At 68.1% G+C, this 14,174-nt stretch carries 13 protein-coding genes and 1 pseudogene; all 14 read left to right on the plus strand.

Translation table 11 applies throughout. The features are described from left to right. The first annotated feature begins 68 nt into the window (after positions 1 to 68). The 14 genes and pseudogenes from LL239_RS04645 (at position 69) to LL239_RS04710 (ending at position 13,996) form a co-directional block, all read left to right on the plus strand. The gene (locus LL239_RS04645) at positions 69 to 698 is read left to right on the plus strand and encodes a copper resistance CopC family protein (protein ID WP_228162273.1); all 630 of its coding nucleotides are present in this window, start codon (positions 69 to 71) and stop codon (positions 696 to 698) included. Further along, positions 688 to 1,224: a signal peptidase II gene (locus LL239_RS04650; protein WP_228162274.1), complete on the plus strand. Its 537-nt coding sequence runs from the start codon at positions 688 to 690 to the stop codon at positions 1,222 to 1,224. Before LL239_RS04645 ends, LL239_RS04650 begins: the two co-directional genes overlap by 11 nt. After that, positions 1,221 to 1,556: a DUF6804 family protein gene (locus tag LL239_RS04655; RefSeq protein ID WP_228162275.1), complete on the plus strand. Its 336-nt coding sequence runs from the start codon at positions 1,221 to 1,223 to the stop codon at positions 1,554 to 1,556. The genes LL239_RS04650 and LL239_RS04655 overlap by 4 nt, the downstream gene beginning before the upstream one ends. Further along, positions 1,553 to 2,152 carry a TlpA family protein disulfide reductase gene (locus LL239_RS04660; protein WP_228162276.1) on the plus strand — a complete coding sequence of 200 codons (600 nt, stop codon included), beginning with the start codon at positions 1,553 to 1,555 and terminating at the stop codon, positions 2,150 to 2,152. Before LL239_RS04655 ends, LL239_RS04660 begins: the two co-directional genes overlap by 4 nt. Then, positions 2,149 to 2,916 (plus strand): cytochrome c biogenesis CcdA family protein, encoded by a 768-nt coding sequence (locus tag LL239_RS04665; protein WP_125132024.1) that lies wholly within the window; start codon positions 2,149 to 2,151, stop codon positions 2,914 to 2,916. The genes LL239_RS04660 and LL239_RS04665 overlap by 4 nt, the downstream gene beginning before the upstream one ends. Continuing rightward, the gene (gene resB, locus LL239_RS04670; protein WP_228162277.1) at positions 2,897 to 4,585 is read left to right on the plus strand and encodes a cytochrome c biogenesis protein ResB; all 1,689 of its coding nucleotides are present in this window, start codon (positions 2,897 to 2,899) and stop codon (positions 4,583 to 4,585) included. Before LL239_RS04665 ends, resB begins: the two co-directional genes overlap by 20 nt. Beyond that, positions 4,585 to 5,524, plus strand: a pseudogene (locus tag LL239_RS04675) (cytochrome c oxidase assembly protein). Before resB ends, LL239_RS04675 begins: the two are co-directional and overlap by 1 nt. Before the next feature lie 3 nt (positions 5,525 to 5,527). Beyond that, positions 5,528 to 7,147, plus strand: a complete 1,620-nt coding sequence (lnt, locus tag LL239_RS04680) for an apolipoprotein N-acyltransferase (protein WP_228162278.1) — start codon at positions 5,528 to 5,530, stop codon at positions 7,145 to 7,147. Then, positions 7,144 to 8,547 (plus strand): M23 family metallopeptidase, encoded by a 1,404-nt coding sequence (locus tag LL239_RS04685; protein ID WP_228162279.1) that lies wholly within the window; start codon positions 7,144 to 7,146, stop codon positions 8,545 to 8,547. The genes lnt and LL239_RS04685 overlap by 4 nt, the downstream gene beginning before the upstream one ends. A gap of 213 nt (positions 8,548 to 8,760) precedes the next feature. Continuing rightward, entirely contained in the window at positions 8,761 to 9,447 is a 687-nt protein-coding gene (locus LL239_RS04690) for a M23 family metallopeptidase (protein ID WP_228162280.1), read from the plus strand. A gap of 80 nt (positions 9,448 to 9,527) precedes the next feature. After that, on the plus strand, positions 9,528 to 10,538 hold the full coding sequence (ccsB, locus tag LL239_RS04695; RefSeq protein WP_228162281.1) for a c-type cytochrome biogenesis protein CcsB: 1,011 nt from the start codon (positions 9,528 to 9,530) through the stop codon (positions 10,536 to 10,538). 31 nt (positions 10,539 to 10,569) lie between these two features. Beyond that, positions 10,570 to 12,603 (plus strand): bifunctional copper resistance protein CopD/cytochrome c oxidase assembly protein, encoded by a 2,034-nt coding sequence (locus LL239_RS04700; protein ID WP_228162282.1) that lies wholly within the window; start codon positions 10,570 to 10,572, stop codon positions 12,601 to 12,603. 62 nt (positions 12,604 to 12,665) lie between these two features. Further along, the gene (locus tag LL239_RS04705; protein WP_228162283.1) at positions 12,666 to 13,055 is read left to right on the plus strand and encodes an ArsR/SmtB family transcription factor; all 390 of its coding nucleotides are present in this window, start codon (positions 12,666 to 12,668) and stop codon (positions 13,053 to 13,055) included. After that, entirely contained in the window at positions 13,055 to 13,996 is a 942-nt protein-coding gene (locus LL239_RS04710; RefSeq protein ID WP_228162284.1) for a cation diffusion facilitator family transporter, read from the plus strand. The genes LL239_RS04705 and LL239_RS04710 overlap by 1 nt, the downstream gene beginning before the upstream one ends. Positions 13,997 to 14,174: the final 178 nt, after the last annotated feature.

Here is a 14,174-nt window from a genome sequence, read left to right on the forward strand (position 1 = left end):
CATCCTTGCGCACGCCGCGCATGTCTGGCAATCGTCGGCGGCTCCGGTTGCTCTCCGCTGTAACGGGGGTGCTGATCGCTGTCGGTCTGCTGTTCGCTGCCGCACCGCCCGCGGCGGCGCATGACCAGATCGTCTCGTCCTCCCCAGAAGCCGCGGGCATGGTCAGTGAGGTCCCGGAGCAGATCTCATTGACGTTCAGCGGCGAGATCCTCGCCGACTTCAGCGCAGTGATCGTTGAGGTCATCGCTGCGGACGGGCAGAACATCGCCACCGGAGACCCGATCGTCGACGGAACAACCGTCACCCAGGCTGTCCAGCCGGGCCAGGTTGGAGTGTTCACGGTGCGGTGGCGGGTCGTCTCCAGCGACGGGCACCCGATCAGCAACGAGTACCAGTACACCGTCGAAGCCGTGCCGGTGTCCCCCAGTATCCCCACCCCCGACGCCACCGAGGAACCGACGCCCAGACCTTCTCCCACGGCCACGGCCACGGCCACTCCCGCTGGCGATGTTCACAACGGCCCCTCCGGGGGAGGGGAGATCTTCCCCGGGCTCGCCGTTCTGGGCGTTGTGGTCGTGCTCGGTGGTGGCCTGATCATCGTGCTCATGATGGGCCGAGAGCGCCGCCGCCGCGACCGGGCAGCCGCCGCCGGCAAGAACACCCGCGCACGGAAGGATGAGCCTGCCGATGAGTCGTGAGCAGACCCGACGGTTCGCGATCGCTTGCCTGGCCGCCGGCGTGGTTGTCCTTATCGACCAGGCAACGAAAGCGGCCGCGATCGGCGGATTGAGTCAGACCGAGCGCATCCCGCTGCTAGGCGACCTACTCGGCCTGCAGCTCGCGTTCAACCCGGGAGCGATCCTCTCGCTCGGTGCGGGGTTCACAGGGCTGCTTACCCTTCTCGGGGTCGGTGCGGTGGTGGTACTAGTCGTTGCCGCGGCACGGGCGAGAACAGGAATCTGGGCGGCGGGGATCGGGCTGATCTTGGGTGGCGCGGTCGGAAATCTCATCGACCGACTCTTCTCGCCGCCAGGGTTCGGGGTCGGGCACGTCACCGACTTCCTCGCCTACGGGAACCTGTTCATCGGGAACCTTGCCGACGTCGCCCTCGGCGCCGGCGTCATCGTCCTCGGCCTGAGCCTGTGGGCTCGTCACCGCCGCGCGCGCGCGAGCGCGACAACCGGTGCGTCTCCTGCGGCGGGCTCAGTGGTGAGCGGGTCATGATGGCGAAGCAGCGGACCCCGTCCGTATACCAGCGCAACGCGTTCGCGCCGGGGCTGCTCGCGGCGGCGGTGTTGTTCCTCGCGCCGGTGCTGATGGTCGGGGACTGGTTCACGGTGGTGCTGTTCGTCGCGGCGATCCTCGCGGTCATCGTGGGGTGGTTCGCGGTCCAGGCGCGGCAGTGGTGGTGGCTGCCGGTGTTCGTCGTGATCGCGGTGATCTGGAACCCGGTGTTCCCGTTCCCGTTCACCGGCCCGGTGTGGACGGCCGCGCAGCCAGTCGCGGCGGTCGTGTTCCTGGTCGCCGGCGCCCTGATCAAGGTCAAGCGCGCATGATCCGCCGCCGAGTCGTTGCCGCCGTGACGCTGGTCGCGGCGCTGCTGCTGGCCGGGTGCACGTCCAGCGACTCGCTTGCGCAGCAGTACCGGGACGGGAACGAGAAGGGGTTCATCGCCGGTGACTTTCAGGTCGTCGAGATCCCAGCGGGGGACCGCGGCGCGCCGGTGGTGTTCGAGGGCGTCACCGAGACCGGCGAGACGGTGTCCAGTGACGACTACCGAGGCGGGGTGTTGGTGGTGAACTTCTGGTATGCGGCGTGCGGGCCGTGCATCGTCGAAGCGCCCATGCTCGAGGAGGTCTGGCAGGACTACCAGGATCGGGGTGTCGCGTTCCTTGGGGTGAACACCTACGACCAGCCCGCCACCGCTCAGTCGTTCGCCCGTGACAACAACGTCACCTACCCGAGCGTGATCGACGTGAACGACGGAAAGGTGAAGCTCGCGTTCGCGCAGGCAACCCCGATCCAGGCCACCCCGACGACCCTCGTCATCGACCAGGAGGGGCGGGTCGCGGCGCGGATCATCGGGCAGCTGGCCGGTGCGTCGATCCTGTCCACCCTGGTCGCGGGCACGCTCGCCGAGGACGCCTCGTGAACCCGGGACAGATGGTCGTCGACGGCGCCCTGTGGGTCGCTGTCCCGGTCGCGATCCTCGCCGGCCTGGTCTCGTTCGTGTCCCCGTGCGTGCTGCCGCTGGTGCCCGGTTACCTCGGCTACCTCGGCAGCACCACCACGACATCCGTGGCCCCCGCGGTGAACGGTAGAGGCATCGTGAGGGCGGAGCGTGCCCGGCTGCTGCTGGGCGTGGGCTTGTTCATCGCCGGGTTCACGGTGGTGTTCGTCGCCGTCACGATCCTCGGCGGCGCCTTCGGGTTCCTGCTGCTGCAGTACGCGGGCATCCTCACTCGTGTGTTCGGGGTCGTCATCATCGCCCTGGGGCTGGTGTTCCTTGGGTTCTTCGGGATCGCGCAGCGCACCTTCCGGCCCCGCGCGCAGGGTCGGGCGGGGTTGATCGGGGCGCCGCTGCTCGGGTTCGCGCTCGGTGTCGGCTGGACGCCGTGCATTGGCCCGACGCTCGCGGCGATCATCTCGATGTCGTGGAACCTCGGCGACCCCGCCCGCGCAGGCCTGCTTGGTCTGGCGTATTCGCTGGGCTTAGGCATCCCGTTCCTGATCCTCGCGGCCGGGTGGGGGTGGGCATCGCGATCGGTGGCGTTCCTGCGGAGACACATTCGCGCGCTGAACATCATCGGCGGGGCCATGCTCATCGCCCTCGGCCTGCTGATGGTGACGGGGCTGTGGACGGCGCTGATGTCGCAGCTGCAACAGGTGGTGATCAATGTCCCCCTCCCGCTCTGACACCGGCACCGACGTCACCGCCGACCCGCTGCGCCCCGGCGACCACGCCGACAGCGAATCCGCGACCGAGATCACCCAGCCGGCGCTGGGCATCACGGGCTGGCTGCGGTGGGCGTGGCGGCAGCTGACCAGCATGCGCACCGCGCTGGTGCTGCTGCTGTTTCTCGCGATCGCCGCCGTGCCAGGATCGCTGTTCCCGCAGCGCAGCGCCGACCCCAACGGCGTCACCCAGTGGGAGCGGGACAACCCCGACGTGTTCCCCCTCGCGGATGCGGTGGGCCTGTTCGACGTGTACCTGTCGCCGTGGTTCTCCGCAATCTATCTGCTGCTGTTCACCTCCCTGATCGGCTGCGTGATCCCGCGCGCCAAGCACCACTTCAAGGCGCTGCGCTCTCGCCCGCCGCGCACCCCGGCACGCCTATCGCGGCTGTCGGAGTATCGGGAGTTGACCTTGCCGATAGGGGAGGGGCAGACCGACCCGGCCTCCCACGCGATCGACGTCGCGGCAGCGCAGCTGCGGAGAGCCGGATACCGGGTGGAGCGCTACGACGCCCGCGGCGCGGCGTCGGTGTCGGCCGAGCGCGGCTACCTGCGCGAGACCGGCAACCTGATCTTCCACGTCGCCCTCGTGGGCGTGCTCGTCTCCGTGGCGATCGGGGGGTCGTTTGCGTACACGGGGCAGCGGGTGGTGGTGGAGGGCACCACGTTCGTGAACGCCCTCAGCGACTACTCCTCGTTCAACCCCGGCCGGTTCGTCGACGGCACCGGGCTTGCCCCCTACTCGCTCACCCTCGATGACTTCCAGGTCTCCTATCGCCTGCCCGGCACGCCCGGCGCCGGCCAGGCCGGCGACTTCTCCGCCGACGTCACCATCCGCCAGCCCGGGCAGGACGACCGGGCGCAGAGCGTGATCGTGAACTACCCGATCACCGTCGGAGGCGACCGCATCTACTTACTCGGCAATGGGTACGCCCCCACCCTCACCATTCGCGACGCCGCTGGCGAGGTCGTGTACAGCGAGTCGCAGCCGTTCCTGCCGCAGGACTCCAACATGACGTCGCTGGGGATCATCAAGGTCCCGGACGGGTTGCCTGAGCAGGTCGGGCTGGTCGGGTTCTTCTACCCCACCCAGGGGGTGTTGCCCTCCGGCGCGTTCACCTCCGTTTATCCGGACGTGATCAACCCGGTGATCACTCTCAACGTGTTCAGCGGGGATCTCGGCATCGACGACGGCACCCCCCGATCGGTGTATACCCTCGAGGTTGACGGGCTTACCCAGCACACCGGTGGCGACACCGCCGCCGACTCCCTTGAGCTCACCCCCGGCGCCACTGTCGACTTGCCGAACGGGTGGGGCACCATCACCTGGGAGGAAGTCACGGCGGAGGAGCCGGTGAAGCGGTTCGCGTCGCTGCAGATGCAGAACGATCCCAGCAGCGGCTGGGTGCTCGGGTTCTCCGTGCTTGCCACCCTAGGCCTGTTCGCCGGGCTGTTCGTGCCCCGCCGTCGGCTCTGGGTGAAAGCCCGCACCACCTCGGATGGTGTGCGCGTCGAGTACGCGGGACTGGCCCGAGGCGAGGACCCCGCTTTGCCGCGCGCGGTCGACGAGCTCGCGACCCGCCACGCGCAGACCCTCGGCGTAGACCAGCCGGCGAAGGACACGCTGTGATGACCGTGTGGATCCCGGATGCCCCGCCGACCCTGGGCGGGTTTCTCACGCCGGCCCCGCTTCCGGCTCCGGTACTGCCGATTCTCGCGGGACTCCTCGCGGTCGTCTATCTTGCTGGCGCGATCCGCATGTGGGTGCGCAGCCGCGGCTGGCCGGTGTGGAGGACGGTCAGCTTCCTGCTCGGCTGCGTCGCCCTTGCCGCTGTAACCGGGCTGGCGGTGGAGAACTACGGGTACGCCTTGTTCTCGGTGTTCATGTTCCAGCAGCTCACCCTGATGATGGCAATCCCGCCGCTGCTGGTCCTCGGCTCTCCCGGCACCCTGCTGTTGCGTGCCACCCCGCACCACGGCCCGGGTCTCCTGGTGCTGCGTGCCGCGCATGCTGGGCTGCGCAGTCGCACCGCGCGGTGGTTGCTCAGCCCGTGGCTGGCGGTGCCCCTCTACCTGGCCGCGTTCTACGGTCTGTACCTGGCGAACTTCGCCGACCCGATCCTGTCCACCGTCACCGGGCATACCCTTCTCGAGGTCGGGTTCCTGGTCGCCGGGATGCTGTTCACCATCCCGATCCTGTCTTCCGACCCGCTGCCGGTGCGGATGAGCCACGGCGGCCGCGCCCTGGACGTGTTCGCCGAAGCCGCCCTGCACGCCTTCTTCGGCGTCTTCCTGATGATGGCCACCACCCCCCCTCATCGACGAATTCGCCGGCCCGACGAGCGCGCTGGGCATCGACCCGATCGAAGACCAACGCCTCGCCGGTGGGCTGGCATGGTCCTACGGCGAGGCCCCCACCCTGCTGATGCTCCTGTACGTCATGCACCGCTGGTTCCGCGACGACACCGCCCAAGCAACCGCCGCCGACCGCCGCGCCGACGCGCACGGCGATCCCGAGCTTGACGCCTACAACGACTACCTCACCCGCCTCCACCAGAAAGACAGCTAACCGATGCGCACGTCCCTGCTGACACCCGCCCCGGCCGCCGCGCAGGAGCAGGAGACGCCGCGCCGCACCGTTGCGGCATGGTCGCTGCCGGTGTGGGCGGCGGTGCTGGCATCCGCGGCAGCCGGCCTCCTGCTGGATCTCGCCTCCGCACCGGTGGGGTGGTGGCCGTTGACGTTCGTGAGCGTCGCTGTCGCCCTGGTGGCACTGATCGGCCGCAGCATCGGCGGGGCGTTGCTGGTCGGCACTGTCTTTGGCGCTGTGTTTTTCGCCACTCATCTGGTGTGGGTGGGGGAGTTCCTCGGCCCGGTGCCGTGGCTTGCCCTCGCCGGGCTGGAAGCGGTCCTCTTCGGCGCGGGCGCGGTGCCGATCGCGCTCGCCTACCGGTGGACCGCCCGCTATCCGGCCCGCGGCCTCGTGCAGCTGCTCGCGGTACCGCCGCTGATCGCGGCTCTGTGGACGGCCCGTGAGGTGGTGATGGGTGCGTGGCCGTACTCCGGGTTCCCGTGGGCGCGCCTCGGAATGACCCAGGTGGGCGGGCCGCTCGCGGAGGCCGCGTCGTGGACGAGCGTGACGGGCCTGTCCCTGCTGATCGTCATGGTGTGCGCCTCTGTGGTGCAGTGGATCCGCGCCGGCGGCATCCGGTTCATGCTCGGGCTGCACCCCGCCGTGAGCGTCGCTGTTCTCCTGGTCGTGACACCGCAGTTCCCCACCGCGTCGGCCGGAGAGTTCCGCGTGGGATGGGTGCAGGGCGACGGCCCCACCGGGTACTTCGACGACAAGGCGCCCGGCGACGTCCTGGCCGCGCAGACCGCCGCCACTGTGCCGCTGTATGGGCAGCCGATGGATCTGCTGGCCTGGCCGGAGGGCGGCGTCGACGCCGACCCGCTCAGTGATCCCGCCGCCGCCGAGGCGTTGGACCGGGTCGTGCGCTCGGCCGAGGCCCCGCTACTGATGAACGCCGCCACCACCCGCGGCGACGATGTCTTCAACACGTCCCTGCTGTGGACTGCAGAACCCACGGACCGGCAGTGGCACGACAAGGTCAACCCGGTCCCGTTCGGGGAGTACGTGCCCGACCGGTGGTTCTACGAGCTAATCGTCCCCGACCTGGTGGGACTGATCCAACGCGAATACACCCCCGGCACCAACCCACCCATCGTGCAGGTCGGGGATGTCAGGGTGGGGCTGGCGATCTGCTTCGACGTGATCTACGACACCGTGATCTGGGATGGCGCACGTGCGGGCGCGGAGGTGTACGTCTTCCAGACCAACAACGCTGACTTCCGTGGCACCGACGAAAACCTGCAACAGCTCGCCTTCGCCCGGATGCGCGCCATCGAAACCGGCCGCGCCGTCGTCAACGTCTCCACAGTCGGCACTAGCCAGGTCATCGCCCCGGACGGCGCCACCGTCGACAGCATCGGTGTCGACACCGCTGACGCGTCGATCAGCACTGTCCCGTTGCGCACCGGACTCACCCCGGCGGTAATCCTCGGGCCCTGGCTCACCGCTCTTGTCGTCCTCGCCGCCGCCGGTGCTTTCATGGCGGCGGGATTCTTCCACCGCGCTCGCACGCGTGCGGACGGCGCAGATCGTCCGACTGGTCCGGGGAGTCAGCCATGAACACGCCACGGGCGAGGCCTGCCGGAGGTCGACTTGCCGGGTCGCTGCGAACGCTGGCGACGCGCAGCGTTCTCACCCTTCCTGGTGCCCTGACGGCGGAGGAGTGCGGGTGCGCGCCCACGCCCGCGGAGAGCAGCGCATTCCGGGCTGGTGTGAGCCGGCGCACTCTGCTGACCGCGGGAGCATTGAGCCCGGTCGCCGTCCTGGTCGCCGGCCCGCTGCTGCCGGCAGCGTTCGCGGCGACCTATCCGTCCTGGGAGGACGTGCAGGCCGCGAAAACGAACGAGGCGACCAAAGCTGCTGAGGTGCAGCGGATCCGGGGCCTCATCCAAAGCCTGACCGGTGACGTGGCGCGCACCCGCACCGCCGCCGAGCAGGCCGCTGGTGCGTTCTACACCGCCCAGCAGGAGTACTTCGACGCATCCATTCGCGCCGACACGTTGCAGTCCCAAGCCGACGTGGAGGCGCAGAACGCGACCGATGCGGCGAACAAGGCCGGCCGCATCGCCGCGCAGCTGTACCGCGACGGGGGCGACACCACCTCCCTCGAGCTGTTCTTCTCGGGGTCGGCCGCGACCGCGGACGATCTCCTGTCCCGGCTGGGCGTGATGGACAAGCTGCTGGAACGCAACCAGGCCGTCTACGCTGCGGCGCTGACCGCCCGCGATGCCGCGCAGAGCCTGACCGATCAGGCGGTGGTGGCCCGGGATGAGCGCGACCGGCTACAGCAAGTCGCCGAGCAGAAGATGCTCGAGTCGCAGCAGGCCGCCGATGCCGCGCAGGCCGCGCTGGACGCGCAGACCCTCCACCTCGGCGAACTTCAGGCCCAACTCACCGCCCTCGAGGACACCACCGCGAAGACCATCGCCGACTATCAGGCCGGGGTGGAGGCTGCTCGCCTCGCCGAGGAGCAGCGGCGAGCGGCGGAGCGCGCCGAAGCGGAACGACTCGCCGCCTCGGGCGGCGGCGGGGGTGTGGTCAGCTCCGGGTGGGCGCGACCGACATCCGGGCACCGCACCTCGGGGTTCGGGCCACGCAGCTCCCAGTGCGGCAACGGGTACTGCTCGACCAGCTACCACTACGGCGTCGACCTCAGCGGCGGGTGCGGCGCGGGGATCTACGCCGCCGCGGCGGGCACCGTCGTCTACGCCGGCTACAACGGCGGCTACGGCAACTACATCAAGATCGACCACGGCGGCGGGATCGGCACCGGATACGCCCACATCCGCCCCGGCGGCTTCTACGTCGGATACGGCCAACGCGTGAACGCCGGCGACCTGATCGGCAGCGAAGGCAACACCGGCAACGCGTTCGGCTGCAACCTGCACTTCGAGGCCTACGTGAACGGCTCCCCGGTCAACCCCATCACCTTCCTCGCCGACCGCGGCGTGTCCATCTGACCCGGAACGAACCAGGACATCATGACTAACCAGACCACCCCACCAGGCGGCGGCGACCAGCCCCAGACGCCCCCCACGCGCCGCAGCCTCCGCCGCTCCGCCACGCCACCAGCCACCAGCATCATCACCCGCCCGCCACGGCGCCCGCCCGCAGAGACGTCCGCCCGTGGTCGGGTAGTCGCGCTGCGTCCAGTGCGCTCCCTGGCGGTCCTTATGGTGGTCACCGGCCTGATCGCGACCTTCGCTCTCCCCGCGTATGCCGCCTGGAAGCCGGCGGACCTCGAGATCCCGACACTGCAGCAAGTCGCGTCCGAGGACGTGCAATCCTTGATCGTCGCCTCCGACGCGACTGGGACGCAGCTCACACGGGAGAGCTACTCGGCCACCACCCAGGCGGAGATCGACCAGAAGAAGGCGGCAGAAGCAGCCGCAGAGCGTGCGCGGGCCTCCGCACAGGTCGCCTCGGTGCCCTTCGACTACAGCATCGTGCCGCAAGGCAGCGGAGCCGTGCGGTGGCCGGTGGGCGGTCCGTTCACCGTGACCGACCGCTTCGGTGCTCGAGGCGGCGCGCATATGGGCACCGACATGGTCACTGCCGGCGGAACCCCCGTCTACGCGTCCGTCGACGGCGTCGTGCGGATCTCACAGGACAGCTACGGCGGATACGGGGTCACCGTCGTGGTGGAATCCGTGCTGAACGGGCAACAGGTGAGCACGGTGTACCCGCACATGCAGACCGGAAGTCGGCAGGTCGCTGCCGGGCAGACCGTCACGGCCGGGCAGCTGGTCGGACTCGTCGGCAGCACGGGACGTTCCACCGCGAACCATCTGCACTTCGAGGTCTACCTCGACGGAACCGCCGTGGACTCGCTGGCTTGGCTGGAAGCGAACGCGGGCTGACCCATGTGCCGCACGGATCTACCGCGCCACCCCGCTCGCGGGCACCCCCTGACCGAAACGACGAAGAGGACGACCCTGCCATGACCGGAACTGACGCGCTCTCCCTGGACGGCATCTCACTGCTGTTGGTGTGGACGGCGATCGCCACCTACTTGCTCGCGTTCATCGCGTACACGATCGACCTGGCCGTGCGCTCCGTCCCCGCCAGCGTCCCGCAGCGGGAGCCTGCCCTGGCCGGCGCCGCCGCCTGGGCGGGCCAGCAGACGGAAAACGCCCAGAGAGCGTCGGTGGACAGTGTTCGCACGCCGCCCGCGCAGCGTCAACGGTTGCTGTGGGCGCGGATCGGGACGTCGCTGACTGTCCTTGCGTTCCTGTTCCACTTGGCCGGCACCATCCTGCGCGGGATCGTCGCGGAGCGGGTGCCGTGGGCGAACATGTACGAGTTTGCGCTGACCGGCACCGTCCTGATCGTCGCCGTATACCTGCTGGTGCTGCGCCGCTACGACCTCCGCTTCCTGGGCGCGTTCCTGATCGGCATGATCGTGCTGCTACTGGGCGGGGCGACCATCACGTTCTACGTCGAGGTCGTTCCGCTGATGGACCCGCTCAAGAGTGTCTGGCTGGTCATCCACGTCTTCGTCGCCTCGCTCGCTACGGCCCTGTTCGCGATCGCCTGCGGGCTCGCGGTCACCCAGCTCATGCAAATCCGCCGGGAACGGCGCGCCGACACAGCCTCGGCTCGTGCCGGGGGCCCGCGGTTCCTGGCGACGCTGCCTACCGCGGACGCTCTCGAAGCCCTCGCGTACCGGTTCGTGATCGTCGGGTTCGTTTTCTGGACTTTCACCCTGATCGCCGGCGCGATCTGGGCCAACGACTCCTGGGGGCGCTATTGGGGATTCGACACCAAGGAAGTGTGGACCTTCGTGATCTGGGTGCTCTACGCCGGGTACATCCACGCCCGCGCGACCAGAGGGTGGCGCGGCACCCGCTCGGCCTGGCTGTGCATCATCGGTTTCGTCACGGTGCTATTCAACTTCACGATCGTCAACATGTTCTTCAAGGGTCTCCACGCCTACTCCGGTCTCAGTTGACCCCCACACCGCGCTCACGGAAAGCCCACCAATGCCCCCTACCGCTACCCGTCCCCCTTCCGCGCAGGGCGTAACCGGTCCGCTACTCACTCCACGCATCCTCCGCACGGTGGGTCCCGCAATCCTCGTTGTAACCGCGCTTGTCGCCCTTGTCGCGGGCCTGGCGTTCGGTGGGGGCGCAGCAGGCCTGCAACTCGGCGACGCTGGCCCCATCGTTCGGTGGGGCCTCCCGACCGCGAAGCTGATCGTGAACCTGGCCGCGGCGGGCATGGTCGGTGTGCTCGTGACGGCGCTCTTTACCCTGCGAGCGGGTGAGCGGGAGTTCGACGTCGCCCTGGATACCGCCTCGATCGCCGCGGCGGTGTTCACCGTGGCCGCCGGGGCGACGGGATTCTTCACCTTCGTTAGCGTGCTCAACCCGGCGCTGGACGCGGGGCCGGTATTCGGGCAGCAGCTCGGCCGGTTCCTCGTCGAGACCGAGGTCGGTCGCACCTGGCTCATCACCACCGTCGCGGGCGCGATGCTCACGGTCCTGACCTTCGCGGTCCGGTCCTGGCCGGCCACGCTTTTCGTGACAGCCGCCGCCGTTGCCGCCCTGGTGCCGATGGGTACGCAAGGGCACTCCGGCGACGACGCGTTCCACCACGAGGCGATGATGGCGCTCATCCTGCATATCATCGGCGCCGCCGTATGGGTCGGCGGACTCTTGCTGCTCGTCGTCGTTCGACCACTTCTGTCGCGGGACCGCCTCGCTGACGTCGTCGCCCGCTACTCAAGCATCGCGCTGGCCGCGTTCATGCTCGTTGCCGTGTCCGGCACAGTGCGTGCCGCAATCGGCCTGCAGGACTGGACGGCGTTGCTCTCCCCGTACGGAACGATCCTCGCCGTGAAGGTGCTGGCGCTGATCGCGCTGGGCTTCTTGGGGGCCTGGTATCGCGCCCGCCTGATCGGCACGATGCGGGATTCCGACCGCATCGGCCGGTCTTTCTGGATGCTCGTCTTCTTCGAGCTGGCGGTCATGGGCCTGGCCAGCGGCGCAGCCGCCGCGCTGGCACGCACACCCCCACCGAACCCGACACCGCTTCCCGAAACCCCGTCCCCTGCGGAACGCCTCACCGGCGCACCGCTGCCCCCCGAGCTCACCATTGACCGATGGTTCACCGCGTGGAACATCGACCTGCTGTGGGCTGTCGTGGCCGCATTCGCGGTCTTCTTCTACCTCGCCGGCGTGTGGCGCCTACGTCGCCGTGGCGACACGTGGCCCGTACACCGCACGATCATGTGGGTCTTGGGGATGGTCCTGTTGGTGTGGGTGACCGGCGGTGTCGTCAACGTCTACCAGGACTACCTGTTCAGCATGCACATGGTGGGGCACATGCTGCTCACCATGGCAATCCCCGTCCTCCTAGTCGCCGGCGCCCCGGTCACGCTCGCGGCCCGGGCGATCCGCAAGCGCGAGGACGGTACCCGTGGGGGACGGGAATGGATCCTGTGGACCGTGCATTCCCCGGTCGCCCGGATACTGACCAACCCGTTCGTCGCGGCCGGGCTGTTCATCGGGTCACTGTGGGTTTTCTACTACACCGACCTGTTCCGGTGGTCGCTCTACGACCACCTCGGACACCAGTGGATGATCACGCACTTCCTCATTACCGGCTACCTGTTCGTGCTCTCGCTCATCGGCGTTGATCCGGTGCCGTACCGCCTGCCGTACCCGGGGCGGCTGCTGCTGCTCATCGGCATCATGGCGATGCACGCCTTCTTCGGCATTGCGATCATGATGCAGGAAGGCCTCATGATCCCCGAGTGGTTCGGCGCCATGGGTCGAACCTGGGGCGCGACACCGCTAGAAGACCAGTACGCCGGTGGTGGTATTGCCTGGTCGATCGGCGAGATTCCCACCCTCATCCTCGCGATCACTGTGGCGATCCAGTGGAGCCGCAGCGACGACCGCGAAACCAAACGCCGGGATCGACACGCCGACCGCACCGGCGAGGCAGAGCTGGAGGCGTACAACGCCCGCCTCCAGAAGCTTGCCGCGAGCGACGCCCGCCACGGTGGGTGAGAACTTCGCTCCTAACCTCGAACGAACGTTGACGTATCTATCAACGACGATATCATCGTCATATGGCGATGGAACCGCTACAGGTCACCGCATTCGATACGAGCGCCACCGAGGTCTATGCGCATCTGTTCGATGCCCTCGGCGACCCGACTCGACTGGCCGTGTTGCAGCACCTCGCGTCCGGCGAACACCGCGTGCGAGATCTGGTCGAACACATCGGTCTCGCGCAATCCACCGTGAGTAAACACCTGAGCTTCCTGCTCGAGTGTCGTCTGATCACGGTCCGGCCGGAGGGCCGCTCCTCGTGGTACTCCCTGACCGACCCCAACGCAATCGCCGCCCTCATCAACGCGGCTCAATCGCTCCTTAGCGCCACCGGAACCCACGCCCAGCTGCACACCCACCTTCGTGAGCCCCACCTTGCTCGCACCGAGAGAACGGAGATCCGCTAATGGGCCCAGGGCACAATCACGGCTCCCCGCCAGGCGCCGCAGGCGAACCGCGCGACCACCGAAAGAGGCTCTGGATCGCTTTGGGTCTAACAGCGACCATTGTCGCCGCCCAAGCAATCGGATCCATCGTCACTGGTAGCCTCGCGCTACTCACCGACACTGCACATGCCATAACGGACGCTTCTGGCCTCCTAGTCGCCCTGATCGCTGCAACCCTCATGTTGCGCCCGGCCAACGCCAAACGCACCTGGGGCTTCCGTCGCATCGAGGTCATCGCCGCGATGGGACAAGCGACCCTGCTCCTCCTCGTCGGCGCCTACACCGCCATCGAGGGCATTCGCCGCTTGTTCGAACCGCCCGAGGTGCCGGGAACCGAGCTCCTGGTGTTCGGCATCATCGGCCTCACAGCCAACATCGTCGCAATAGTCCTTCTGTCCTCAACTCGCGGGGCGAACTTCAACATGCGCGCTGCGTTCCTCGAAGTCCTGAACGATGCTCTCGGATCGCTTGGTGTCATCGTGGCAGCGATCGTGATCGCAACCACAGGCTTCATGCAGGCTGACGCGATCGCTGGCTTGCTGATCGCCGCGCTCATCGTGCCGCGGGCCTTCAAACTCCTGCGGGAGACCACCAGCGTCCTCATGGAATTCACGCCTCCCGGGTTGGACCTCGACCAAGTTCGTGCGCACATTCTCAAGCTCGAGCACGTCAAAGACGTCCATGATCTCCACGCTTCGACTGTTGCGACTGGGTTGCCCACTATCAGCGCTCACGTGGTGGTTGAAGACCAGTGCTTCTCCGACGGCCACGCCGCAAACGTGCTGGAGGAAGTGAAGGAATGTGTCGCCGACCACTTCGAGGTCTCCGTGCTTCATTCCACCTTCCAAATCGAAACAGCTCACATCCAGGAGGAGGAGTCGACCTCCGTCACCCACGCGTAGTGCCCGCAGCAGCCGAGGAAAACCTCGTGATCAACAACCCGGAGAGGTCGGCCGCGGACTGCACCTAGAGATGAAGTCCGCATCGGACGACGTAGGCGGACCTCGTCAAGCAGCTCTCGCGTAGCCTCGCTTCAACGACTGTCATCACACGCCCACAGGCCCCCAAGTCCGAGAACTC

The organism is Microbacterium testaceum (assembly GCF_020781835.1).
Classification (GTDB): domain Bacteria; phylum Actinomycetota; class Actinomycetes; order Actinomycetales; family Microbacteriaceae; genus Microbacterium; species Microbacterium testaceum_H.